This window comes from Agromyces sp. NPDC057679, from assembly GCF_042799635.1.
GTDB lineage: Bacteria > Actinomycetota > Actinomycetes > Actinomycetales > Microbacteriaceae > Agromyces.
Genome location: NZ_JBHVIK010000002.1, coordinates 870,822 through 895,784, shown reverse-complemented (window position 1 = coordinate 895,784; position 24,963 = coordinate 870,822). Strand labels below are relative to the sequence as shown.

The 24,963-nt window shown below is 72.4% G+C and carries 20 protein-coding genes; 14 read left to right on the top strand and 6 right to left on the bottom strand.

All coding sequences use genetic code 11. The features are described 5' to 3' along the window. Window positions 1-34 precede the first annotated feature (34 nt). From ACFVAJ_RS10975 to ACFVAJ_RS10965, 3 genes are read left to right on the top strand one after another with little or no spacing between them, the layout of a single operon-like run. Window positions 35-1,741 carry an alpha-amylase family glycosyl hydrolase gene (locus ACFVAJ_RS10975; RefSeq protein WP_376944014.1) on the top strand — a complete coding sequence of 569 codons (1,707 nt, stop codon included), beginning with the start codon at window positions 35-37 and terminating at the stop codon, window positions 1,739-1,741. After that, window positions 1,738-3,819, top strand: a complete 2,082-nt coding sequence (locus tag ACFVAJ_RS10970) for a DUF5054 domain-containing protein (protein ID WP_376944012.1) — start codon at window positions 1,738-1,740, stop codon at window positions 3,817-3,819. Before ACFVAJ_RS10975 ends, ACFVAJ_RS10970 begins: the two co-directional genes overlap by 4 nt. After that, window positions 3,816-4,934, top strand: a complete 1,119-nt coding sequence (locus ACFVAJ_RS10965) for a metallophosphoesterase family protein (protein ID WP_376944010.1) — start codon at window positions 3,816-3,818, stop codon at window positions 4,932-4,934. Before ACFVAJ_RS10970 ends, ACFVAJ_RS10965 begins: the two co-directional genes overlap by 4 nt. Window positions 4,935-4,993: 59 nt before the next feature. On the opposite strand, the gene ACFVAJ_RS10960 is transcribed toward ACFVAJ_RS10965, so the two are convergent. Then, window positions 4,994-6,919: a glycoside hydrolase family 5 protein gene (locus ACFVAJ_RS10960; RefSeq protein ID WP_376944008.1), complete on the bottom strand. Its 1,926-nt coding sequence runs from the start codon at window positions 6,917-6,919 to the stop codon at window positions 4,994-4,996. A gap of 221 nt (window positions 6,920-7,140) precedes the next feature. On the opposite strand from ACFVAJ_RS10960, the gene ACFVAJ_RS10955 reads away from it, so the two are divergent. Next, window positions 7,141-8,769, top strand: a complete 1,629-nt coding sequence (locus ACFVAJ_RS10955; RefSeq protein ID WP_376944006.1) for an FAD-dependent oxidoreductase — start codon at window positions 7,141-7,143, stop codon at window positions 8,767-8,769. A gap of 55 nt (window positions 8,770-8,824) precedes the next feature. Here ACFVAJ_RS10955 and ACFVAJ_RS10950 read toward each other — a convergent pair whose 3' ends face one another. Both ACFVAJ_RS10950 and ACFVAJ_RS10945 read right to left on the bottom strand, forming a co-directional pair. Then, window positions 8,825-9,742, bottom strand: a complete 918-nt coding sequence (locus ACFVAJ_RS10950; protein ID WP_376944004.1) for a hypothetical protein — start codon at window positions 9,740-9,742, stop codon at window positions 8,825-8,827. Between the two features lie 71 nt (window positions 9,743-9,813). Beyond that, on the bottom strand, window positions 9,814-10,833 hold the full coding sequence (locus tag ACFVAJ_RS10945; RefSeq protein WP_376944003.1) for a PHP domain-containing protein: 1,020 nt from the start codon (window positions 10,831-10,833) through the stop codon (window positions 9,814-9,816). 143 nt (window positions 10,834-10,976) lie between these two features. Between ACFVAJ_RS10945 and ACFVAJ_RS10940 the strand changes: the two genes are divergently transcribed. Then, window positions 10,977-12,416, top strand: coding sequence for an MFS transporter (locus tag ACFVAJ_RS10940; RefSeq protein WP_376944001.1), 1,440 nt, complete (start codon window positions 10,977-10,979; stop codon window positions 12,414-12,416). A gap of 60 nt (window positions 12,417-12,476) precedes the next feature. Here the strand turns inward: ACFVAJ_RS10940 and ACFVAJ_RS10935 are convergent, their stop codons facing one another. The 3 genes from ACFVAJ_RS10935 to ACFVAJ_RS10925 all read right to left on the bottom strand — a co-directional run bounded on the left by ACFVAJ_RS10935 (window position 12,477) and on the right by ACFVAJ_RS10925 (window position 14,193). Further along, window positions 12,477-12,683 carry a hypothetical protein gene (locus tag ACFVAJ_RS10935; protein ID WP_376943999.1) on the bottom strand — a complete coding sequence of 69 codons (207 nt, stop codon included), beginning with the start codon at window positions 12,681-12,683 and terminating at the stop codon, window positions 12,477-12,479. A 77-nt stretch (window positions 12,684-12,760) separates the two neighbouring features. Further along, complete coding sequence (locus tag ACFVAJ_RS10930) at window positions 12,761-13,804, bottom strand: zinc-dependent alcohol dehydrogenase family protein (RefSeq protein ID WP_376943997.1); 1,044 nt, start codon at window positions 13,802-13,804, stop codon at window positions 12,761-12,763. Window positions 13,805-13,956: 152 nt separating this feature from the next. Then, the gene (locus ACFVAJ_RS10925; protein ID WP_376943995.1) at window positions 13,957-14,193 is read right to left on the bottom strand and encodes a hypothetical protein; all 237 of its coding nucleotides are present in this window, start codon (window positions 14,191-14,193) and stop codon (window positions 13,957-13,959) included. Window positions 14,194-14,280: 87 nt separating this feature from the next. On the opposite strand from ACFVAJ_RS10925, the gene ACFVAJ_RS10920 reads away from it, so the two are divergent. From ACFVAJ_RS10920 to wecB, 9 genes are all read left to right on the top strand, one after another. Next, the gene (locus ACFVAJ_RS10920; RefSeq protein WP_376943993.1) at window positions 14,281-15,306 is read left to right on the top strand and encodes an EamA family transporter; all 1,026 of its coding nucleotides are present in this window, start codon (window positions 14,281-14,283) and stop codon (window positions 15,304-15,306) included. A 342-nt stretch (window positions 15,307-15,648) separates the two neighbouring features. Next, entirely contained in the window at window positions 15,649-17,205 is a 1,557-nt protein-coding gene (locus ACFVAJ_RS10915; protein ID WP_376943991.1) for a sugar transferase, read from the top strand. A 21-nt stretch (window positions 17,206-17,226) separates the two neighbouring features. Further along, the gene (locus ACFVAJ_RS10910) at window positions 17,227-17,886 is read left to right on the top strand and encodes a hypothetical protein (RefSeq protein ID WP_376943989.1); all 660 of its coding nucleotides are present in this window, start codon (window positions 17,227-17,229) and stop codon (window positions 17,884-17,886) included. A 9-nt stretch (window positions 17,887-17,895) separates the two neighbouring features. After that, window positions 17,896-19,146 (top strand): MFS transporter, encoded by a 1,251-nt coding sequence (locus tag ACFVAJ_RS10905; protein ID WP_376943987.1) that lies wholly within the window; start codon window positions 17,896-17,898, stop codon window positions 19,144-19,146. After that, window positions 19,143-20,150 carry a TolB family protein gene (locus ACFVAJ_RS10900; protein ID WP_376943985.1) on the top strand — a complete coding sequence of 336 codons (1,008 nt, stop codon included), beginning with the start codon at window positions 19,143-19,145 and terminating at the stop codon, window positions 20,148-20,150. Before ACFVAJ_RS10905 ends, ACFVAJ_RS10900 begins: the two co-directional genes overlap by 4 nt. Window positions 20,151-20,383: 233 nt before the next feature. Beyond that, a complete protein-coding gene (locus tag ACFVAJ_RS10895) occupies window positions 20,384-21,541 on the top strand; it encodes a hypothetical protein (protein WP_376943983.1) in 1,158 nt (385 codons plus the stop codon). Continuing rightward, window positions 21,538-22,365: a WecB/TagA/CpsF family glycosyltransferase gene (locus ACFVAJ_RS10890; protein ID WP_376943981.1), complete on the top strand. Its 828-nt coding sequence runs from the start codon at window positions 21,538-21,540 to the stop codon at window positions 22,363-22,365. Before ACFVAJ_RS10895 ends, ACFVAJ_RS10890 begins: the two co-directional genes overlap by 4 nt. Then, a complete protein-coding gene (gene wecC / locus ACFVAJ_RS10885) occupies window positions 22,358-23,614 on the top strand; it encodes a UDP-N-acetyl-D-mannosamine dehydrogenase (RefSeq protein ID WP_376943979.1) in 1,257 nt (418 codons plus the stop codon). Before ACFVAJ_RS10890 ends, wecC begins: the two co-directional genes overlap by 8 nt. 14 nt (window positions 23,615-23,628) lie before the next feature. After that, window positions 23,629-24,939 carry a non-hydrolyzing UDP-N-acetylglucosamine 2-epimerase gene (gene wecB, locus ACFVAJ_RS10880; RefSeq protein WP_376943977.1) on the top strand — a complete coding sequence of 437 codons (1,311 nt, stop codon included), beginning with the start codon at window positions 23,629-23,631 and terminating at the stop codon, window positions 24,937-24,939. The last annotated feature ends 24 nt before the right edge of the window (window positions 24,940-24,963 follow it).

The window sequence follows — 24,963 nt, the reverse complement described above, 5'->3', positions numbered from 1 at the left end:
ACGCAAACAGAATCCCCTCGATCCGAAGGTCACAATGACGTCACGCACACGGACAGCCCCCGCTCCTGCCCATGAATCCGGTGATCTTCCGGTATCGCGGCCCGACGCATCGACGGTGCTGGCAGACCCGGAATGGTGGCGAACCGCCGTCATCTACCAGATCTACCCCCGCTCCTTCGCCGACGCGAACGGCGACGGCATGGGTGACCTCGCCGGCGTCACCGCGCGCCTCGGCGCCCTGCAGGAGCTCGGAATCGACGCCATCTGGCTCTCGCCGTTCTACACGTCTCCTCAGAAGGACGCCGGCTACGACGTCGCCGACTACTGCGACGTCGACCCGCTCTTCGGCACCCTGACCGACTTCGACGCCATGGTCGAAGCGGCTCACGCCCGAGGCATCCGGGTCATCGTCGACATCGTGCCCAACCACTCGTCCGACGCCCACCCGTGGTTCCAGGCGGCGCTCACCGCCGCGCCCGGCAGCGCCGAGCGCGGCCGGTACCTGTTCCGTGACGGCCGCGGCACGGCCGGCGAACTGCCGCCCAACAACTGGGCGTCCTTCTTCGGCGGGCCGGCATGGACCCGCATCGTCGAGCCCGACGGCACGCCCGGCCAGTGGTACCTGCACCTCTTCGACTCGTCGCAGCCCGACTTCGACTGGACCAACGAGGAGGTCCACGACGAGTTCCGCCGCATCCTGCGCTTCTGGCTCGACCGTGGCGTCGACGGGTTCCGGGTCGACGTCGCGAGCAGCCTCGTGAAGGCCGAGGGCCTGCCCGACTACCACCCCGGCGACGATGACGAGATGCCGCCGTACGAAGGCCGAGCGGCCGTGCACGACATCTTCCGCGACTGGCGACGACTCCTCGACGAGTACCCGGGCGAGCGCATCCTCGCCGCCGAGGCCTGGATCAAGCCGCTCGCACGGCGCGCCGACTGGGTGCGTCACGACGAGATGCATCAGGCCTTCAACGACGTCCTCAACTTCTGGGACGCCTCCGCACTGCGCGCATCCATCGACGGCGCACTCACGGCGTTCGGTTCGGTCGGCGCACCGACGGCCTGGGTGGCCTCGAACCACGACGGCATCCGAACGGTCACCACGCTCATGTTCACCCCCGCCGAGCGCGCCGGCGGCGTCGGTCCGCGCACGACCGGCATCCCCTCCTACGACCAGTCCATCCCGCGGGCCCGCGCGATGGCGATGCTGATGCTCGCACTGCCGGGTTCGGCCTACCTCTATCAGGGCGAAGAACTCGGGCTGCCCGAGGCCACGGACATCCCCGATGCCGCACGGCAGGATCCGACCTTCTTCCGCACCGAAGGCGAGCAGTACGGGCGAGACGGCTGCCGCGTGCCCATCCCGTGGGAATCCGAGGCGCCCTCGTACGGCTTCGGCACGACGGATGCCTCGTGGCTGCCGCAGCCCGAGATCTGGGGTCGCCTCGCTCGCGACCGGCAGCAGGCCGATCCCGACTCGACGCTCAACCTCTACCGGGCCGCGATCGCGCTCCGCCGCGAGCGCGGGCTCGACGCCGGGGAGCTCGAATGGTTGCCGGGATACGCTGCCGACGTCCTCGCCTTCACGAACGCCGACGTGACCGTGCTCATCAACACGGGAGCAGAGCCCGTGCCGCTGCCCGCAGGCGAGGTGCTGCTCACGAGCACGCCGCACGATTTCACCGCGCTCACCGCGCTCACCACCCTCGCCCCTGACACCGCAGTTTGGATTCACGCATGATCTCGACCGTCCACGTCGTCTTCAAGACCCACCTCGACCTCGGCTTCACCGACACCGCCGCGAACGTCACCGACCGCTACGTGCACGAGTACCTCCCCCGCGCGATCGCCTTGGCCGAGGAGCTCGAGCGCCGCGGCGGCCCGGCCCGATTCGTCTGGACGACCGGATCCTGGCTGATCCACGAGGCGCTCCGCCTCGGCAGCCCCGACGAGCGCGAGGCGCTCGAACGTGCGATCCGCGCGGGCCACGTCACCTGGCACGCCCTGCCCCTGACCACGCACACCGAGCTCATGGACGCCGGACTCGTCGAGCACGCCATCGCGATCGGCAGGAAGCTCGACGCCCGCTTCGGCCACCGCACGACCGCCGCGAAGATGACGGACGTCCCCGGTCACACGATCGGCCTCGTGCCCTTCCTCGCCCGCGGCGGCATCGAGTACCTGCACCTCGGCGTCAACGGGGCCTCGGCGGTGCCCGAGGTTCCCGAGTTCTTCGTCTGGCGCGCGCCCGACGGCAGCGAGGTCGTCGTCAACTACGCGCGCAGCTACGGCGCGACCGAGCTCGACGTGGCGGTGGTGCCGGGCGGCACCGACGCGCTGCACCTCGCGCACACGGGCGACAACTTCGGCCCGCCCCCGGTCGAGGAGGTCGAGGAGCTCTTCGCCCAGCTCCAGGCGGAGTACCCGGACGCACGAGTGGTCGCCTCGACGCTCGAGGCGTTCAGCGCCGGAGTCGTCGCGGTGCGCGAGAGCCTGCCGGTGCTCGAGCAGGAGATCGGCGACTCCTGGATCCACGGCGTCGCGAGCGACCCGGTGCAGACGGCGCGGCTGCGCGCCCTGCTGCGGCTCCGTGCCGAGTGGGTGGCCGCCGGCACCCTCGTGCCCGGCACCGAGGAGTGCGATGCGTTCAGCGACGGCCTGCTGCTCGTGCCCGAGCACACGTGGGGCGAGGACCTGAAGACCCACCTGCCCGACTACGTGAACTACGAGAAGGCCGACTTCCAGCGCGCCCGCGCCGCCGACGTGATCGACCCGACGGCAAACCCCGCCGAGTTCGACCAGTACGCGTGGGCGTACACCGAGCACCCGAACCCGCAGGGCCTGCACTACTCGGCGTTCGAAGCGTCGTGGGCCGAGCAGCGCGCCCACCTCGACCGCGCGCTGGCCGCGCTCGCGCCGGAGCGCCGGGCCGAGGCGGAGGCGGCGATCGCCGAGACCCGTCCCGCCGACGGCGCGGGCACGGGGACGTTCGAGCCGATCGATGCCGGTGCCGAGCACGTCGCGGGCGCATATCGGGTGCGCTTCGGAACCGACGGCGCCCTCGTCTCCCTGATCGATCCCGACGGCACCGAGTGGGCGGGCCCGGAGCATCCGCTCGCCGCCTACCGCTACGAGACGTTCGACGAGCGCGACGAGGCCCGCTGGGTGCAGGAGTACTGCCGCGACCTCGACCAGCACGCGATGTGGGCGATCCCCGACCAGGCGAAGCCCGGCCTCGCGATCGCCGAGACCCTGCCGGCGACGACGTTCGCGCCGCGGGTCGTCTCGGCCGAGCGGTTCGACGACGACGACGCGACCGTCATCTCGCTGTGGCTCGCCCTGCCCGAGGCGGCGTGCGAGGCGTGGGGCGGAGCCCGTGACATCCGGCTCGCCTACCGGTTCCCGGCCGCGGCCGGGCCGATCTCGATCACGCTCGACCTGCGCGACAAGGACGCCTCGCGCCTGCCCGAGGCCGGCTGGCTCGGCTTCCGCCCGCGTACCGAGCCCGGCGACTGGCGTCTCACGAAGATCGCCTCGCCCGTCGACCCGCAGCAGGTCGTGCGGAACGGCAACCGCAGCCTGCACGCGGTCGCCGAGGTGACGCACACCGCCGAGCGGTCGTTCTCGCTGCGCCCGCTCGACTCGGCGCTCGTCGCGGTCGGCCGTCCGGCGCTCTATCGCTTCGACAACACGGTGCCCGACCCGAACGACGGCGTCCACGTCAACCTGCACAACAATGTCTGGGGCACGAACTTCACGATGTGGTTCGACGACGACCTGCGATTCCGCTTCACCCTCGACCTCGGGAGCACTCGATGACCCAGCCGCTCGTGACGAGCCCGCCCGTCGTGATGGCGCCGCGCGCCGACGGGTTCGAGGTCGTCTGGGGCGTGAGCCGTCTCAGTCGCGGATGGCTCGAGTGGGAGGCCGCCGACGGAACGAGCGGCACCGCGACCGCCGACGCCTTCGGCATGGTGCCGCAGGGCGACCGGGTGCTGCGGGTGCGCACCGCCGGATGGCCCGCGGGCACCGCCCTCCGCGTGCGCTCGGTCACCGAGGCGGTCGAGGCGCCGGCGGAGCGGCACGAGAGCGAATGGAAGCCCGTGCGCACCCTCGACGCGGCATCCGATCGTGGGCGCTTCGCCGTGTGGAACGACACCCACCAGCGTGACGACACCCTGCGCGCACTCCACGAGGCGACCCCCGAGGTCGACGTGCTCGTCTGGAACGGCGACCTCTGCAACGACTGGAAGGATCCGTCGTGGTTCACCTCGACGGTGCTGAACCCGGCCGGTCTCGACGTCAGCGCCGGGCGCCCGCTCTCGATCGTCGTCGGCAACCACGACGTGCGCGGCACCTGGGCGTACCAGCTCGAGGACTTCGTGGCGACGCCTGAGGGGCGGCCGTTCACCGCGTTCCGCATCGGACCGGTGGCCTGCATCGTGCTGCACACCGGCGAGGACAAGCCCGACGCCCACCCGACGTTCGAGGGGCGCGTCGCCTTCGAGCCGCTGCGCGCCGAGCAGGCGGAGTGGCTGCGCGAGGTGACCGCGCGCCCCGAGTTCCGGGATGCCCCGTACCGGGTCGTCTTCTGCCACATCCCGCTGCGCTGGATCGACGAGACCGAGGTCGATTACGACGACGAGGGCTACGACTGGTTCAGCCGGATGAGCCGGGATGCCTGGCACGACGCGCTCGTCGGCTGGGGCGCCCAGATCGTCGTCTCGGGTCACACTCACTACCAGACCTGGATGCCGGCGACCGAGGAGTTCCCGTACGCGCAGCTCATCGGCGGCGGACCCGACTTCGAGGTGACCAGCGACGAGGCGGCATCCTGGATCGACGGCGAGGCGACCGCGGACGAGCTCGTGCTCACGATGCGCGACCTCGCCGGTACGGTGCTGCAGGAGGTGCGGCTCGCGCCGCTCGCCTGACGGCTGAACGAGCAGGGGCCGGGTCGCAGTCGCGACCCGGCCCCTTCGTCATCCGCCGATCAGCGGAGCGGCTTGCAGAGCAGCGCGTCGGGCACGCCGCCGTGGTTCCAGCGGTAGGTGTACGCAACACCGGCGATGTACTCGGTGTCCTTGCACTGGCCCTTGTAGTTGCCGGGGGCCCAGTCGCTCGCGGTCGATCCGCCGCCCGCGGGGCGGTTGTCACCCTGGTCGAACCAGATCAGGCGGCCCTGGCTGGCCGGCAGCGCCGTGGTGCTCGTCGCACAGACGAGCTTCCACATCGCGGCCTTGGTGCCGGTCCCGGTTCCGAGGCTGTAGCCGACCGCGACCTCGCCGGGGTTGCACTGCAGCTTGTCGTAGCCCGAGGCCCAGTCGTTCGTGATGTTGCCCTGCCCGCTCTGCACGCGCGGGTTCGAGGTGGCGATGCCGCCGATGTCGGTGCAGAGGCCCCGGTTGGTGCTCCGCGCGATGCCCTGGAGGCGCTGGCTGTCGGGGCACGTGCCCTTCCACTGACCCGGCGACCAGTCGCCGGCCTGCAGCATCCGCAGCGACGACTGGCTGTCGACGAAGCTGCCGCTGCCGATCATGTTCCAACGCGGCACGTCGGCCACGGGGCCGGTCTTGCCGTTCGCGTTCACGAGCTTCACCCACTGGGGGTAGCGCCAGTCGTCGGTGATGCTGAGCTTGGTGCCGTCGGGCTTGTAGGCGAGCAGCGCGTAGCCGTCGGCGAAGTTGCCGGCGGCATCGGCCTGCGCCACGAGCGGCCACGCGGCGAAGTCGCTGTCGTTGGCGGCGAGGATGTCGGTGAAGTTCACCCACCACGCCTTGTCGAGGGCGCCGGTGTCGGCGGCGTGGCCGATGCCGAACTCGCTGAACCACACGGGCGCCGTGTAGTGCTGGCCGGCCGTGTTGACATACGCCGCCGCCCGGTTCACCTCGGCCACGAGCTCGCTCTGGCTGAGATCGCGGTAGCGGGGGTCGTGGGTCTCGCCGAGCCCGGTGGCGCCCGTGTGCTTCGGCCCGGTGTAGGCGTAGATGTGCGCCGCGTAGACGAGCTTGTCAGGATACGGGAGGGCGTTCGAGAGGTTCGCGACGGGCTTCAGGTGCGGTCGGTCGTGGAAGAGGCCGTCGAGCGGGATGCCCTGCCAGTTGATGCCCTCCATGATGACGAGCACGTCGGGGTTCGCCTGCTGGATGGCGACGCCGGCCCGCTGGTACGCCTGGTAGAGGTCGTGGGCGTCGCCCCAACCCCAGTTCGCATCGTTCAGGATGTCGCGGCGAACCTCATTGCGGAGGTCCATGCCGACGACGCGCGGGTTGTCCTCGTAGCGCTCGGTGAGCATCACCCAGTCGCTGATCCACTCCTCGGTGGTCTGGCTGCTGTTCCACCGTTCGTTGCCGTCGTTCGTGCCGCAGCACCAGCGCGACGTCGTGGTGTGGTCATTGAGGATCACCGCGAAGCCGTCGGCGGTGAGGGCCTCGACGACGGCGTCGAAGACCTGCAGCGGGGTCTTGCCCTGCAGCGAGGGGTTCGCCGCCACGGCGACGTCGGGCACCGGCGCCGTCATGCCGAGCATCTCGTTCGAGTACGACAGCCGGATGCTGTTGAGGCCGAGCCCGTGGAAGTCGCTCATCAGCGTCGCCATGGGCACCCGGTCGAGCCCCATGGGGATGTCGTAGCTCATGCCGCTGTTGTGGTTGGCCGGGTCGTTCTTGTCGCCGCTGCCGCTCCAATGGCCCTGCGCGCCGTCCCAGTTGGCGGACTCGAGCTTGAACCGGTCGCCGTCGGCGTCGACGATGTAGCGGCCGACGGTGCTGAGCGGCGCCGTCCACGATGCCGCGAGCTCGGGGCCCGTGAGCTGCGGGATCGGGCTCTCGGGAGTTGCGGCGTACACGGGACTCGCGATCGATATCGCGACCACGGCGGTCGTGAGACCGACCGCTGCCCTGAGGAGACGACGATGCATTCTGCGAACCTCTCTGTTCTGCCGTGGGCAGCGCCGTCGCCGTCGTGCGGGGGCGCCGACCCGGCTCCTGAATCGTCAGGCTATGGGCCGGAGCGCGCGAATGTCAACGTAAACATGGCCGATAAAGGGAACGTAAACATCCGTTCATCCGCACGCTGCCCCGACAAGTGGGGACGCCCGATTCCTTGACGGCGCGATTCGGCGCTCGCTAGCGTCCGAGCATGATCACGGCCGAGATGCTCCGCGGTGTTCCGGCCTTCGCGTCGCTGCCCGGGCCGACGCTCGAGTACCTCGCCGGAGCCGTCGAGGACATCCGGCTCGCGCCCGGCGAGTACTTCGCCCACGAGGGCGAGGAGCGCGCGCTCTTCGTCGTCATCGAGGGCCGGGCCGAGATCACGAAGATCGTGAACGGCGAGGAGCGGGTGATCGGCACCCGCACGCCCGGCCGGTTCTTCGGCGAAGTCCCGATGACCCTGAGCACGCCGTTCCCCGCGAGCGGCCGCGCCGCCGAGGCATCCCGGATCGTGAAGCTCGAGGTCACGGCGTACTACACGCTCGCGGCGATGGCGCCGAACGTGCCGGCGCTCGTCGCGGGCCTCGCGCGTCGCTATCTCGACTCGCTGCAGGAGATCGCCGCCGAGCAGCGCGCGACCGAGGTGCGCGTGACCGGGCCCCGACAGGACCCGGGGGTGCACGCCGTGGCGACGTTCCTCACCCGCAATCAGGTCGCGTTCGAGCGCATCGTGATCGAGCCGGGCGAGGCGGGCGGCCGGTACCCGGTCGTCGAGCTGACGGGCCGCGACCGGCTCGTCGACCCGACGATGCGCGAGGTCGCCACCGCCGTCGGCCTCGACGTCGAGCCCGCGGCGAGCGAGTACGACGTCGTCATCCTCGGTGCGGGCCCGGCCGGGCTCACCGCGGCGGTGAACGGAGCCGCGGAGGGCCTGCGCACGGTCGTGATCGAGGCGCTCGCGCCGGGCGGCCAGGCGGGCACCTCGACGCGCATCGAGAACTACACCGGGTTCCCGTTCGGGATCTCGGGCGACGACCTCGCGAGCCGGGCGCTCAAGCAGGCGCGCCGGCTCGGCGCCGAGATCGTCGTCACGCGCACCGTCGAGGCGATCGACCCGATGCGTCACGAGGTCCGCCTCGACGGCGGCACGACGCTGCGCGCCGCGATCGTGCTCATCGCGACGGGCGTCGACTGGCGCACGCTGCCCGTCGAGGGCGTCGGCCGCTACCTCGGCAACGGCGTCTACTACGGCGCCGCCCGCAGCGACTCGGCGGTCGCGCAGGGCGCCGACGTCTGCATCGTCGGCGCGGGCAACTCGGCAGGGCAGGCCGCGCTGTTCTTCGCCCGCCACGCGCGTTCGGTCACCATGCTCGTGCGCGGCCCCTCGCTCGAAGCGAGCATGTCGCGCTACCTCATCGACCAACTCGCGCAGCACGAGGCGATCCGGGTCGAGCTCCGCAGCGAGATCACCGCACTGTTCGGCGACGGCTCGCTCGAGGGCGTCGAGGTCGCCGATCGGGAGCACGGCACGACCGATCGTCGCGAGTGCCAGGTGGCGTTCGTCATGATCGGCGCGGATGCCTCGACGGGCTGGCTGCCCGCCGAGGTCGCCCGAGACGAGCACGGCTTCGTGCTCACCGGCGCCGACGCCGCGGAGGCCGGCACCTGGCCCCTCGAACGCCGACCGTTCGCGCTCGAGACGAGCGCGCCCGGCGTCTTCGCGATCGGCGACGTGCGATCAGGATCGGTGAAGCGCGTCGCCGCCGGCGTCGGCGAGGGCGGCATGGCGATCGCCTACGCGCACCGCTACCTGGCGCTGCAGCCCGAGACCGCCTGAGCTGCCGTCATGCGCGAGCACACGACGGATGCCTCGCGCGGTGAGACGGACCGGGTCACGACGAGGCGCCGGGGGCCCCGAACAGGAGCGGGACGAGCTGGAGCCCGAACCCGCTCGCGACGAACCGCAGCCGGTGATCGCTGCGGAGTCTGGCGACCCAGTCGAACCGCCCGAGATCGGCGATCTCGACGAAGCCGCCGCTCGCGTCGAACGCACCGAAGCCCACTCGGAGACCGTCGTAGTAAGCCGAATCCAGCGCCTCGGAGACGACCTCGACGTGCGGCATGGTCTCGATGATGCGATCGCGCACCCGTGCACCGAGGGTCTCGGCGCCGGGCGCCGCCCGGACGATCGCCCGTCGCCGTCCGACCTCCACCGGCAGTTCGTTCGCGCAGGCGTCGAGCAACCGATCGTGCGCGGCGAGCTGCCGCGCGACCGCGTCGGCCTCGAACCCGTCATCGGGCCGGCCTCGCCCGGACTCGGCGAGCGCGAACATCCGGAAGTGGCGTGAGTGGCTCGTCCGCCCGCCTGCGGGAAGCGGCTGCGCACGCACGGTCTGCTGCACGGTCGCGAGCCGCACATCGACGGCGGGACCGACCGCCGCCCCGGTTCCGAGCCGCCGCGCGCACTCGAGCGCGAGGACGTTCGTGGGGTCGGAGACGACCTCGGTCGCGCGAGTCGTCGAGACGACGCGGTCCTGCGAACCCGGTGCCATGACCGAACTCGCCCCGAGCGGCGCCAACGGCGAGAGCAGCAGCGACTCGAAATCGGCCGCGGCGTCGAGCGCGAGCCGATCGAGCGTGTTCGCGAGGCGCAGCCCGATCGGCGCCGGCGTGACGAAGACATCGGTGTCGTACTGCCGCGCGACGTCGACGAGCCGCCGACGCCCCGCCTGATCGCGCACGAGCGACAGCTGCGCGGCGCGCGTCTCACTCGGCGACGTTCGCCCCGCCCCGTCCTCTCTGCGTCCCATGCCCCGATCCTGCAGGCCCGCGACGGCACCGACAAGAGCACGAGGCGAACTCCGCGCGACGCGGGCCGCGCTCAACCCCGCCCGCTCGCCCAGTCGAGCAGGCGTTCGACCGGCCAGGTCGTGATGATCCGGTCGGCCGGCACTCCGTTCGCCTCGGCTCGAGCTGCGCCGAGCTCGAGGAACGAGAGGTGGCCGGGCGCGTGCGCATCGCTGTCGATCGAGAAGAGGCAGCCGGCGTCGAGCGCGATCGCGATGAGCTCGTCGGGCGGGTCCTGCCGCTCGGGGCGCGAGTTGATCTCGACCGCGACGTGGTGCTCGGCGCAGGCGGCGAACACCGCCTCCGCGTCGAACTCCGACTGCGGACGGGTACCGCGCGCTCCCTCGACGAGGCGACCGGTGCAGTGGCCCAGCACGTTCAGCTGCGGATCGGCGATGGCGCGGAGCATCCGGCCGGTCATCTCGGCGCGCTCCATGCGCAGCTTCGAGTGGACACTGCCGACGACGACATCGAGCCGGCCGAGCATCTCGGGAGTCTGGTCGAGGGCACCGTCGAGCAGGATGTCGACCTCGATGCCGGCGAGCAGCCGCAGCTTGGGCAGGCCGGCCTGCACGACCTCGATGAGCTCCTGCTGTTCGGCCAGCCGTTCGGCGCTGAGGCCGTTCGCGACCCTCAGGCTCGGCGAGTGGTCGGTGATCGCGAGGTACTCGAGCCCCTGCGCTTCAGCCGCCTTCGCCATCACGGCCAGGCTCGTCGTACCGTCGGACCACTCGGTGTGGCTGTGCAGGTCGCCGCGCAGCTCGGCGCGCAACCCGGCGACCGAGCCCTCGGGTGAGAGCCCCGCCTCGGCACGGAGCGCGGCGAGGCGCTCGGGCACCCCGCCGGCGAGCGCTTGTTCGATCACCGCGAAGGTCGAGTCGCCGACGCCGGCGGTTCGCCGCAGCCGACCGTCGGCGGCGCGCGCGGCGAGCTCGTCGCGTTCGAGTCCCCGAATCGCATCGGCTGCTTTGCGGAACGCCTTCGACTTGTACGCCGACGCGCGGTCGCGCTCGAGCAGGAAGGCGATCTCCTCGAGCGCCGCGACGGGGTCCATGCCCTCATTGTGACGCGCGGCACCGCACGCCGCGAGTGCTCGCGCCGCCGGGCACCGGAGCGCCCGGGGCTTGACACCGCCGTCCGAACCTCGGTATATCTATACCCCCTAGGGGTATTCAGATCGAGAGAAGGAAGCAGACCATGTCCACCTCCACCGCCCCGGCGCCTCGCCGGTGGCTCGGCCTCGCACTCATCGCGGCGGCCCAGTTCGTCGTCATCATGGACACGTCGATCATCGGCGTCGCCCTGCCCGACATCCAAGCCGAGCTCGGCTTCACCCCCGAATCGCTCTCGTGGGTGTTCAACGCCTACGTCGTCGCCTTCGGCGGACTGCTGCTGCTCGGCGGCCGTCTCTCCGACGTGTTCGGCGCCCGCCGGGTGTTCATCGCCGGCTGGGTGACCCTGGCGCTCGGCTCGGTGCTCGCCGGAGCCGCGACGAACGTCGGCCTCGAGATCGCCGGACGCGCCGTGCAGGGCGCCGGCGCCGCCCTCATCGCGCCCGCCGCCCTCACCCTGCTCATGGTGCTCTTCGGCGGCACCCCCGAACTCCCCCGAGCCTTCGCCGTCTACGGCGCCGCCGCACCGATCGGCGGCACCGCGGGCGTGTTCCTCGGCGGCGTGCTCACCGAGTACGCGAGCTGGCCGTGGGTGTTCTACGTGACCGTGCCGATCGCGGCCCTCGTGCTCGTCCTCACGCCGTTCGCACTCCCCGTCGTGCGCGGCGGGCGAGGATCGGTCGACCTGGCCGGCGCGATCACCGCGACCGCCGGCCTCGCCGCCCTCGTCTACGGCGTGGTGCGCGCCCCCGAGGCCGGGTGGGCGTCACTCGAGACCGTCGTCGCGCTCGTCGCCGGCGCCGCCCTGCTCGTCGCGTTCTTCGTCATCCAGGCCCGCAGCCGCCAGCCGCTCCTTCGGCTCGGCATCTTCCGCGCCCCGCAGCTCGGCGCGGCGAACCTCGCGCAGCTGCTGCTCGGCGCCGCGTGGGTGCCGATGTGGTTCTTCCTGAACCTCTACCTGCAGCAGGTGCTCGGCGCGGGCGCCTTCGCCTCGGGCGCCGCACTCCTGCCGATGACGGCGCTCATCGTGATCGGCATGGTCGCGCTGGCCCCGCGGCTCCAGGCCCGCTTCGGCGCGAAGCCGCTCATCGTGGCCGGATTCGCCCTGCTCGCTGCCGGGCTCGGCTGGCTCGCCCTCGCGCGCCCCGACGGCGACTACGTCGCCGACGTCCTGCCGGCGACCCTCGTCGCGGCGCTCGGCATGGCGCTCGCCTTCGTGCCGTCGCTCGGCACCGCGATCGGCGCCGCGCGTCCCGAGGAGACGGGCGTCGCGTCGGGGCTCGTGAACACGAGCTACCAGATCGGCTCGGCCGTCGGCCTCGCGGTGCTCACCGCGGTCGGCGCCGCGGTCACGGCGGGCGGCACGGATGCCACGGCGCTGACGAGCGGGTTCTCGGCGGCGTTCCTCGGGGCGGGCGTCGTCGCCCTCATCGGGCTCGTCGCCGCGGCCGCGCTGCTGCGCGGGGCGCGTTCGACGGCCTCGGGCGCCGACGACACGGCGGCCCGAGCGACGGTCGACGCCTGACCGGCATGGTGCGGCGCCCGCTCCGGCTCGACCGGTGCGGGCGCCGCGACGCGCCTCAGCTCAGAACGCGCCGCCGCCGTCGCGCGCCGAATCGACGCCGTACGCCCGGGCGGCCGCATCGGCGTTCGCCCGATCACCGTGGTACGCCGTGTCCGGGTCGCCGGGAAGCGACCGCGTCCGCCGCCCGCGGACGGCGAGCCAGACGGTCGCAGCCACGATCGCGAACATGACCACGATGCCGATGAGCACGAAGATGCCGAGATCCATGAGCCGCCCTCCTGTGGACTGTGACGTCACAGTACCGCAGCCCGCAGCGTCGCACATCGGCGACGGCCGGGCGACGACTACAGCTCGACGACCGTCATGCCCGAGCCCGACGCTCCGGCGGTCCCCATCGCGATGAGCGCCTCGGGCACCTCGTCGAGGGTGATGCGCCGGCCGACGAGCTCGATCGGCCGGAAGTCGCCCGAGGCGACGGCGCCGAGCATCGACGGGTACTCGTGCGCCGACATGCCGTGGCTGCCGAGAATCTCGAGTTCGCCGGCGATGACCGCGTCCATCGGCATCGCCGAGAGCGCCGAGTCGCCGACCATGAGGCCGATCTGCACGTGCCGGCCGCGCTTCTTCAGGCTGCGCACCGAGGCGAACGAGGTCTGGCTCGAGCCGAAGGCGTCGACCGAGACATCCACCCCGCCGCCGGAGGCTTCGATGATGCGCTCGGCGGCGCCGTCGCCGCCCTGCACCGGCACCGCGCCGAGCTTGGCGGCCGCGGCGAGCGCGGCGTCCGAGACATCCACGCCGTAGACCTCGACCCCTGCCGCGACGGCGATCATGATCGCCGAGAGGCCGACGCCGCCGCAGCCGTGCACGGCGATGCGCTCGCCGGGGGCGAGCCGGCTGCGCGAGACGATCGCACGATAGGCGGTCGCGAAGCGGCAGCCGAGCGACGCGGCCTCGACGAAGCCGAGCGAGTCGGGCAGCCGGATCAGGTTGAGCTCGGCCTCGTCGATCGCGACGAGCTCGGCGAACGATCCCCAATGGGTGAAGCCCGGCTGCGACTGGTGGTCGCAGACCTGTTCATTGCCCGAGAGGCACTCGGCGCACCGCCCGCAGGCGCAGATGAAGGGGGCGGTGACGCGATCGCCGACCTTCCAGCCGCTCTCCGCCTGGACCTCGGAGCCGAGTGCGGCGATCTCGCCCGCGAACTCGTGGCCGGGCACGTGCGGCAGGCTCACACCCTCGTCGTGTCCCATCCAGGCGTGCCAGTCGCTGCGGCAGACGCCGGTGGCGCGAACGCGGATGACGGCGCCGCGCGGCGGGCAGACGGGCTCGGCGACGTCGGCGAGTTCGGGCCGGGCGCCGAATTCGGTGAAGAGCACGGCGCGCACGGGGGTCCTCTCGGGTCAGGCGGGCCCGTCGGGTCGGGCCGGGATGCCGCGTGGCCGGGCGGCCCCCTCACCGCACCGCGTTCGCGACATCCGTGAGCCTACCGGCCCTGCGACGGAATGCGGCACGCGCGCGCCCGAGGCTCCGCCGAGAGTCAGGGACGCGGACAGGTGAAGTAGGTGGGCGTCGAGGCGTCGCCGCGCTTGATGTCGTGGCCGGCCATCGGCGCCGAGCAGATCGGGCACAACGGGTTCTCCGGCGGGACGTACGGCGCCTCGGTGACTCCGACGCCGATGCCGACCTCGGCCGGGCCCGTGATCGGGTAGATCGCAGCACTCAACCGATTCCAGAAACCGGGGCGGCCCTTGTACGGGTTCATCGTGCTGCTCATGATCTTCAGTGTACTGACGATTAGTGCCCTAATCAATATTCGTCCTTCAGTCCTCGTGGAATCGCCGTGATTGTGTAACAATTCCGCATGCGCTTCGTGATGGCCGTCCTCCTCGCCTCGGTGTGCTTCGGCACTACCGGCACGGCGCAGGCGCTCGGCCCCGAGGTCGACCCGGCCTCGCTCGGCGCGGCGCGGCTCGTCATCGGCGGCGGGGCGCTCGGTGCGCTCGCGCTCGCACTCCGACTCGGTCGGCGACGCGACGCGGACGGGACACCCGTCGCGTCGCCGACCGGTACCACGCCCGCCGATCGGGCCGCTCGGACCGCTCGGGCCGCTCGGGCCCCGAGGCATCCCCTCGTCGAACTGCTGCTCGTGGGAGCCGGCGCGGCCGGCGTCCTCGCCTATCAGCCGACGTTCTTCGCCGGCACCGAGGCGAACGGCGTCGCCATCGGCACGGTCGTCGCGCTCGGCTCGGCACCCGTGCTCACGGGCGCACTCGACTGGGTGCTCCGGCGCCGCTACCCCGGCCACCGGTGGGCGGCCGCCACCGCGATCGCGACCGCCGGCGTCGCCGTCATCGCCGCGGCGAGCGCCCCGTCAGGCGGCGGCGCCCCCGCCGATCCGCTGGGACTGCTCGCCTCACTCGGCGCCGGCGCCTCGTACGCGGTCTACACGCTCGCCGCGAAGGCGCTCATCGACCGCGGCTGGAGCGCCACCGGCAGCATGGGCGCGCTCTTCGGCACCGGCGCGATCTTCGCACTCCCCCTGCTCGTCGCCACGGATGCCTCGTGGCTCGCGCAGCCCGCAGGCCTCGCGATGGCGCTCTGGCTCGGACTCGTGACGGTGACCATCGCCTACCTCCTCTTCGGGTTCGGCCTCACGGGCCTCGCCCCCGCGACCGTCTCGACGCTGACCCTCGCCGAGCCGCTGACCGCAGGGCTGCTCGGCGTGCTCGTGCTCGGCGAGCACCTCCCCGCCGGCGCCGTGCTCGGCCTCGCCGTACTGGCGACGGGGATCGTCGTGCTCGCGACGGGCACCGCTGGGCGCAGCAAGCGCGCGGATCAGCCCCCAGGACCACCCGCGGCAGTGAGCACGAGCTCCGCCCGGGCGTGATCCGCGAAGCGACGGCCCGAGCGCCCGGACACCGGCCCGGGCACCCCCGTTTTGGGTGAGCCGAAAACCCCTATTCTGAGCTATCTTCATATTCGAGTACTCGCCAACCTCGACACCGCATTCGCCCGGCCGGCAACGGTCGCAGGGCGACGCACGCTCGGCCGTCCCACCGGCACACCCGACGCCTTGGGGCGCGAACGGCGCCGCCCGGATGCGGCGACGCCACCCCGCCCGAGAGGGCGACGCCCCCATGCCCGAAAGCGATGGACTCCCGATGGCCGACGCGACCCCCCGCCCCCACCAGCCCAGCAGCCCGCTCACCCGTCCGCCTCAGCCACGGCCATGAGCACGATGCCCGGTTCGGCCCGCCGCATCGGCGGGCTCGTCCGCCCCCATGCGGAGCGGCGCCGGCATCCGGCCGAGCAGACCGACACGGCAGAATTCGCCACCGACTGGCACCGGCACTACCGCGCCCGGCTTCGCATCACCGACACGCTCATCGTCGCCGGCGCGACGCTCGCCGCCGCGGGCGTCCGCATGGCGATGCTCGGCGATACCGCGGTCGCGACGCAGCCGTCGACGTCCGCCGCCGTCGTCCCCGTGCTGATCGCCGCGACCTGGTTGCTCGCCCTGGCGAACTTCCACACCAGGGCGAGCCACGTGATCGGGGTGGGTGCGAGCGAGTACCGTCGCACCCTCAACGCGACCGTCACCGCGTTCGCCCTCATCGCCATCGCACTCCAGCTCGCCGACGCCCGCGACGCCCGCTGGTATCTCATCGTCGCCGTGCCGCTCGGCGGCGCCCTGCTCATCCTCTCCCGATGGCTCTGGCGCAAATGGCTCATGGCCGAGCGCCTGGCCGGTCGCTACCTCTCCCGCGCGGTCGTCGTCGGCGGGCCCGCCGACGTCTCCTGGGCCGTCGCGCAGATCGGGCGGAGCCCCGCCGCGGGATTCCGCGTCGTCGGGGTGGCCGTCGACGACAGCGCGGTCGAGCAGCGCCCGGCGCCTTCCGAGGTCGATCGCTCCGCCGACTCCCCCGAACTCGCGGCGATCCCCCGGCTCGCGAGCCTCGACGGCGTGGCCGAGGCGGTCTCCGCCCTCCGGGCCGACGCGGTGATCGTGAGCGGACGCCTGAGTGAGGACGGCGCGCGGCTGCGGCAGCTCGGCTGGGATCTCGAGGGGACCGGCGCCGAACTCGTGCTCTCCTCGCGACTCGCCGACGTCGCAGGCCCGCGGCTCCACTTCCGCCCCGTCGAGGGCCTCCCGCTCCTCCATGTCGAGATTCCGCGGTTCGACGGGTGGCGGCACTCCCTGAAGCGCAGCTTCGACGTCGCGTTCGCGTCGCTCGCGCTCGTGCTGCTCGTCCCGGTCTTCCTCGCGGTCGCCCTCGTGATCCGCCTCGACGGCCCCGGGCCGATCCTCTTCCGGCAGACGAGGTGCGGCCGCGACGGACGGACGTTCCGGATGCTGAAGTTCCGGACCATGGTGCCGGACGCCGAGCAGCGACTGGCGGAGCTCCGTGCACTCGACGAGGGCGCCGGCGCCCTGTTCAAGATCCGGGACGACCCCCGGGTCACGAGAGCCGGGGCGGTCCTGCGCAAGTACTCGCTCGACGAGCTGCCGCAGTTCTGGAACGTGCTCGTCGGCGACATGAGCGTCGTCGGCCCGCGCCCGCCGCTCGAGACCGAGGCTGCGGGGTACGAGGGCCCGGTCTCGCGGAGACTCCTGATCAAGCCCGGACTCACCGGGCTCTGGCAGATCAGCGGCCGCTCCGACCTCTGCTGGGAGGAGAGCGTGCGACTCGACCTCTACTACGTCGAGAACTGGTCGCTGATGGGCGACCTGGTGATCGTGTGGAGGACGGTCAAGGTATTCATCCGTCCGAAGGGCGCGTACTGAGAGACCGGAAGGCTGCCGCTCATGAAACGTTCGACCGCGATCATCGTCGCCGTGCTCGTCGCCGTGCTCTTCGCCGCGGGCGGCGTCGGCCTCGCGGTGTGGCAGGCGGGCACCGCGTCCGACACCGGAGGGACCGCCGCATCCGGGACGGCGGACCCCGCTGCGGAGCCCCAGGACGGAGCGGCGGTCGACGGCGAGACGCCCGCCGGTGACTCCGCTGCGGAGGAAGCCGACCCCGAGGACGACGCGTCGGCCGGCGAGCACGACGGATCCGGAGCGCCCGCCGAGTACACGCTGCCGCCCCCGACCGCCGCACCGACGCTCATCCCGGGGCCCGCCCCACGCGACGCCGCGGCGGACGGCGAGATGGTCGACGGGTTCCCCGACGGACTCGAGCCCCCACCGGCGTCGACGGTGGAGCACAGCTCGCTCAGCACCGACGACGGCCGGGTGCAGGCCTCGCTCACGGCGAGCTCCACGAGCGGAGTCGACGAGCTGCTCGTCCACTACCGCACGGCCCTCGCCGCCTACGGGATGGCAGAGCTGCCCGCGGAGGCCGCCTCCGGCACCACCGCCGTCGCCTTCACCCGCGGCGACGACCGGGTCACGCTGGTCATCACCCCGGACGGGAGCGGCTCGAGCTACGAGCTCTTCGGCACGCTGACCTCCGGCGACGGGTGAGCGGCGCCCATGTACATCTCGTTCTCGAACACCCCGGCCACCGGGGACGGGACCCGCGGCGGTTCGGGCGCCCGGGTCTCCGCCACCGTGGTGGTGCTCGGCGTGGTCAGCCTCCTCACCGACGTCTCCTCGGAGTCGACCGCGGCCGTGCTGCCGCTGTACGTGACGAGCGTGCTCGGACTCGGCACGATCGCCTTCGGGTTCCTCGACGGGCTCTACCAGGGCGTGAGCGCGCTCGTGCGGATCATGGGCGGCTGGGCGGCCGACCGGATCGACCAGCCGAAGTGGATCGCCTTCATCGGCTACGGGTGCTCGGCGCTCGCTCGCATCGCCCTCGTCTTCGCGACCGGGTTCGGCGCGCTGCTCGCGGTGATCACGGCCGACCGGATCGGCAAGGGCATCCGCACCGGCCCTCGCGACGCCCTCATCTCGGCCGCGTCCGACCCGGCGGACCTCGGCCGGGCCTTCGGCGTCCATCGCATGCTCGACACCGTCGGCGCCGCCGCCGGTCCGCTGATCGCCTTCGTCATCCTCTTCCTCATCCCCGACGGGTTCAGCACGGTCTTCGTCGTGTCCCTCGCGTTCGCCGTCATGGGCGTCGTGCTGCTCGGACTCGCCGTGCCGAACCTGCGCCCCCGCGCCGACCGCGCGGCGCGGGTGCACGCGCCGCGGACCCCGTTCCGCTGGCGGTCGCTCCTGGCACCCGAACTGCGGCGGCTCCTCGTGGTCACCGGCGTGCTCGGCCTGCTCACCATCGGCGACGGCTTCCTGTACCTGCTGCTGCAGGCGCGCGACGGCTTCGCCGCCGAGTTCTTCCCGCTGCTCTACGTCGGAACCAACGTGGTCTTCCTGGCGCTCGCCGTGCCGATCGGCCGGCTCGCCGACCGATTCGGTCGAACGCGGGTGTTCGTGCTCGGCTACGTCGCGCTGCTCGCGGCGTACCTGGCCGCCGCGGCCCCCTCGTTCGGCCTCGCGTCGACGTTGCTCTGCCTCATCCTCCTGGGGGTCTTCTACGCCTCGACCGACGGCATCCTCGCGGCAATCGCCGCCATGGTCACCCCGCCCGAGGCGCGCGCGACCGGGATCGCGGCCGCCCAGACCGTCGTCGCGCTCGCCCGCCTCATCGCCTCGACCGGATTCGGCGTGCTCTGGTACCTGCTCGGCCCGACCACCGCCGTGCTCGTGATGGCGTGCGGCCTGGCCGTGGCCATCCCCGTCATCGCGGTGCTGCTGCGCCGGAAGGCCGGGACGACGTCGTGACCGGCCGACGACGACTCGCCATCGCGCTGGTCGCGATCGCCCTGTTCGCCGGCGTCCTCGCCTACGGACTCACGGCCTACTTCGCGGCGCTCGCCCGAGCCTCGTCTCCCAGCGAGGCGGTGACGACCACCGACGCGCCGGCCGCGGACGAGCCGCGCCTGGTGTTCCGCAACACCGCGGCCGGCCAGGGATACGGCAACGCCGCCGTCGTGGCGCTCGACGACCCCGCAGGGGCGCGCACGATCCTGCCGATCGCCTGCGACCGCATCGACGCGAGCGCCGCGGCCGCGATCTGCCTCCACACCGATCGCGGCGTCGTCACGACGTTCGGCGCCACGCTCTACACCGCCGACTGGCAGGCCGTGCGGAGCTGGCCACTCGCCGGCATCCCGAGCCGCGCCCGCCTCTCCCCCGACGGCGAGCTCGTGGCGACGACGGCCTTCGTGACCGGGCACTCCTACGCCACGACCGGGTTCTCGACCCAGACCGTGATCGGCCCCGTCGACGGCGACGCCCGCGAGAACCTCGAAGACTTCGCACTCACCGTCGACGGCGGCCGTCTCGACGCGGTCGACCGGAACCTCTGGGGCGTCACCTTCGCCGAAGACGGGGCGACCTTCTACGCCACGGCAGCCTCGGGGGGCCGGACGTGGCTCGTGAAGGGCGACGTGCCGGCGCGGACGCTCACGTCGATCGAGGCGGACGCCGAGTGCCCGTCCCTGTCGCCCGACGGCACCCGCATCGCCTTCAAGCGGGACGTCTCCGAATCGACGATGCCCGACTGGCGGATCGCGGTGCTCGACCTCGACGGCGGCGAGGTGACGGTCCTGCCCGAACCGCGGAGCGTCGACGACCAGGTCGAGTGGCTCGACGACGAGACGCTGCTCTACGGCATGCCCGGCGCGGAGGCCGGCGACGGCGACGTCTGGCGTATCGCCGCCGACGGCCGCTCCGATCCGTCGGAGTACCTCAGGCACGCCTCCTCCCCCTCGGTCGTCCGCTAGTGCCCCCCGACTTGGGGCGCGAAGACCGGGGGTACGAGGGGCTACCGTGACGACAGGGAATACGTGAGTTTTCTTCACCCTCGGTGCCCCACCGGTGAGCGACCCGAACCCACGCCCCCAACCCGACTCCATCGCGTACGGAGAGGCAGCACCCGTGAGCCCGACTTCGATCGATACCCAGCGTCCCCGAAACGCGTGCCGCGGCCGCGGCACCCCCGCCGGTCGGATCTCCCATGAGCGAGTCGCAGCAGAGCACTGAGTCCCGACTCTCGCCGACGACCCGCCGCACCGCCGAGCGGATCCTCCGCCTCGCCCCGGCCGGCCTGCGCCTCGCCTACGACCCCCGCTCCGAGACCTTCGCCCGCACCGTCCGCCTCGTACCGGATCGCGCCGGATCGGCGCTCCGCGCGGAGGGGACGAGCCTGCGCTACACGGCGATCGCGGTGCTCGGGCTCTCCGTCGCCCCGGCGGCCGCCCGAGCGGCCGCGCTCGACGGCGGCTCGCTCGAAGCGCTGCTGCTGCGGCTGCGCGGTCCGGTCATGGCCGGAGGAGACCTCGGCGCGGTCGCCCTCTCGGTGTGGGCGACCGCGGAAGCGCTCGGCCGGATCGAGTCCGCGCCGTTCGCGCGCCTCGCCCGCGCCGCCGACGACGATGCGACCCCGACGGTGGACCTCGCGTGGATGCTCACCGCCGCCGTCGCCGCCCTCCGCATCGACCCGGCCGACGCCGACGCCGCCCGCCTCGCCGAGACGTCCGCCCGACGCCTCGGCGAGGCGCAGGGCGATCACGGATGCTACCCGCACACCGTCCCCGCGGGACGCGGCGGGCGGCTCCGCGCGCACGTCGGCAGCTTCGCGGATCAGGTCTACCCCCTGCAGGCGTTCGCGCGTCTCGCCTCGCTGACCGGCGACACCGGCGCCCTCGAGCGGGCCGAGCGCACCGCGCGCAGGATCACCGAGCTGCAGGGCGGGTCGGGCGAGTGGTGGTGGCACTACGACGCGCGGACCGGCGAGGTGGTCGAGCGCTACCCCGTGTACAGCGTCCACCAGCACGCGATGGCGCCCATGGCGCTCTTCGACCTCGCGCGCGCGGGCGGCGTCGAGCACCTCGCCCCGATCGAGCGCGGAATGGGCTGGCTCGACCGGCCCGGCGCAGGAGAGCTCGTCGCCGAGCCGTATTCGCTCGTCTGGCGCAAGCTCGGCCGGCGGGAGCCGCGGAAGGCCGTGCGCACGATCTCGGCGGCGACGACCGCGCTCCGGCCCGGCTGGCACCTGCCCGGCCTCGACGCGGCCTTCCCCCCTGAGCGCATCGATCACGAGTGCCGGCCGTACGAGCTCGGCTGGGCGCTCTACGCGTGGCATCCGATTCTCGAGGAAGGGCGGATCCGATGACGACGACGAACCTCGGCTCCCCCCGCCGCCAGCCCCTCTTCGGCCTCGAGTTCGACCCGTTGACGATGGACGACGTGCTGGCGAGGGCGCGCGAGGCGATCAGCGCGCATCGCCGGCTGCTCGTCGGCGTGGTCAACGCCGCCAAGATCGTGCACATGCGCGCCGACGACGAGCTGCGCGACTCCCTGCTCGAGCCCGACGTGCTGCTCGCCGACGGCCAGTCGGTCGTCTGGGCGAGCCGCTTCCTCGGCCACCCGCTTCCGGAGCGGGTGGCGGGCTGCGACCTGTTCGAACGGCTGCTCGCGGTGGCCGATGCGGACCACCGGGCGGTCTACTTCCTCGGCGCCCGGGCGGAGGTGCTCGATCGGATGCTCGAGGAGGTGCGCGCCCGGTTCCCCGGCGTCCGCATCGCGGGCGCGCACGACGGCTACTTCCCGGATGCCTCGGCGGGCGACCTCGCGCACGAGATCGCCGAGAGCGGCGCCGACATGCTGTTCCTCGGGATCACCTCCCCGAAGAAGGAGAAGTTCCTCGCGCACTTCGGCGACGAGCTCGACGTGCCGATCCTGCACGGCGTCGGCGGCTCGTTCGACGTGCTGGCCGGGGTGACCCGGCGCGCGCCCGACCGGTGGCAGCGGCTCGGCTTCGAGTGGCTCTACCGCCTGCTGCAGGAGCCCCGGCGGCTCTCCGGACGGTACCTGTCGACGAACACGGCCTTCATCGTGCTCACCGTGCGGGAACGGCTGCACGCGACCCCGCCCTACCGCCCGGCGGCCCACACCGCCGACCCGGCCGCACGAGACTCCGGAGGCTCCGATGGATGAACCCTTCAGCGGCACCGTCGCCATCCTCGGTCTCGGGTACATCGGGCTCCCGACCGCGGTCGCCCTCGCGACCAGGGGGGTCGACGTCATTGGCGTGGACGTCGACGACGCGACCGTCGAAGCCGTCGCGGCCGGACGCATCCCGTTCGTCGAACCCGATCTCGCCATCGGCGTGAGCGGCGCAGTCGGCATGGGCCGGCTCACCGCGACGACGACGGTGCCCGAGGCCGACGCCTACGTGATCGCCGTGCCCACGCCGTTCAACGGCGACCGGACCGCCGATCTCTCCTTCGTGCGGGCGGCGGCGGCCTCGATCGCGCCGAAGCTCCGCGGCGGCGAGCTCGTCGTGCTCGAGTCCACGTCGCCGCCCGGGACGACCGAGCAGGTCAGCCGCTGGATCAAGGGGCTCCGCCCCGACCTCGCCATGCCCCACGAGGACGAGGGCGTGCCCGACGTGCACGTCGCGCACTGTCCCGAGCGGGTGCTGCCGGGACGGATCATGATCGAGATGATCACGAACGACCGCGTGATCGGCGGCGTGACGCCGCGCTGCGCGGCGCGGGCGGCCGCGCTCTACCGCGTCTTCACCCAGGGCGAGATCCTCACCACCGACGCCGCGAGCGCCGAGATGGCGAAGCTCGTCGAGAACGCCAGCCGCGACGTGAACATCGCCTTCGCCAATGAGCTCTCGCTCATCTGCGAGCAGGCCAAGCTCGACGTCTGGGAGGTCATCCGCCTGGCGAACCGCCACCCGCGCGTGCAGATCCTGAACCCCGGCCCCGGCGTCGGCGGCCACTGCATCGCGGTGGACCCCTGGTTCATCGTGGGCATGGCACCGGAGCTCTCCCGCCTCATCCGCACGGCACGCGAGGTGAACGACTCCAAGCCGCGGCACGTCGCGGAGATGGTGCTCGAGCGCGCCGCGCGCTTCCGACAGCCGACCGTCGCCTGCCTGGGCCTCGCGTTCAAGGCCGACATCGACGACCTCCGCGAGTCCCCCGCGGTCGACGTCGTGGAGACGCTCGCCGACCTCGCCCCCGAACTCGACATCCGCGTCTCCGAGCCGTTCGCCCGAGAGCTGCCCGCCACCCTCTCGGGGCGGCCGAACGTGCGCATGCAGCCCGTCGGCGAGGCCATCGACGAGGCCGACATCGTGGTGCTCCTCGTCGACCATTCCCAATTCACATCCATTCCGCGATCGCGTCTGGAAGGCCGGGTGGTGTTCGACACCCGGGGCGCGTGGCGGTGACGAACGGAGGACCCATGCCCCGCATCCTCGTCGTCTACGGCACACGCCCCGAGGCGATCAAGCTCGCTCCGGTCGTGACCGCCCTCCGACGGACGCACTGCTTCGAGACCGTGGTGGCGGTCACCGCCCAGCATCGGCTCATGCTCGACCAGGTGAACGGGATCTTCGGCATCAGACCCGATCACGATCTCGACCTGCTGCGCGAGCGGCCGAACCTCACCGGGATCACCGCCGGGACGATCGAGGGGATCGAGCCCCTGCTGGCCAAGTACAAGCCCGACATGATGCTCGTCCAGGGCGACACCACGACGGTGTTCGCGGCCGCGCTCGCCGCCTTCTACGCGCAGGTGCCCGTCGCGCATCTCGAGGCGGGACTCCGCACCTCGCACCGCTACGACCCCTACCCCGAGGAGATCAACCGGCGGCTCGCGACGGTGCTCGCCTCCCTGCACCTCGCGCCGACCTCGAACGCCCGCCGCAATCTCGAGCACGAGGGCGTGGATCCGGCGAGCATCCACGTGACGGGCAACACCGTCATCGACGCACTGCTCCAGGTGCACGGGATGCACCTGCCGACGACCGAGCCGGCGCTCGACCGGATCGGGGACGCGGAACGACTCATCCTCGTCACGAGTCACCGCAGGGAGAACTGGGGTGCCCCGATGGAGCGGATCGGGCGCGCCGTCGCCCGGCTCGCACGGCGGTACCCGCAGGCGAGGGTGCTCCTGCCCGCCCATCTCAACCCGATCGTCCGGGAGTCGCTGCTCCCGCCGCTCGATGGGCTCGACAACGTGGTCGTGACCGCCCCGCTCGACTACGTCGACATGGCGCACGCGGTCGCCGCGTCGACGATCGTGCTCACCGACAGCGGCGGCGTCCAGGAGGAGGCGCCGAGCCTCGGCAAGCCGGTGCTCGTGCTCCGCGAGACCACCGAGCGCCCCGAGGCGGTCGAAGCCGGCACGGTCGCGCTCGTCGGCACCGACGAGGATCGGATCGTGGACACCGCGAGCGAGCTCCTCGACGAGCCCGCGCGCTATCTCGAGATGGCCCGCGCGGTCAATCCCTACGGCGACGGGCGGGCTTCGGAGCGCGTCCTCGGCGCGCTCGGCGCGTACTTCGGCCTGAACGAGCCGCTGGAGGAGTTCGCCGGCGAGGCCGCCGGTGCCGCCTCGGCCGGTACCCGACCGACGACCCGCCGGCCGAGGGTGCATCCCGTGCTGAGCCGACTCGTCGTCCCGCTGCGGGAGGCGGTGCAGCCCGCGCGGGCCGCCATGCGGAAGCCCGAGCGCGAGACCGAGCGGAGCCTGAACTGGGGGGCGCGCTGAGGTCGCCATGCGATCGGAATGCAC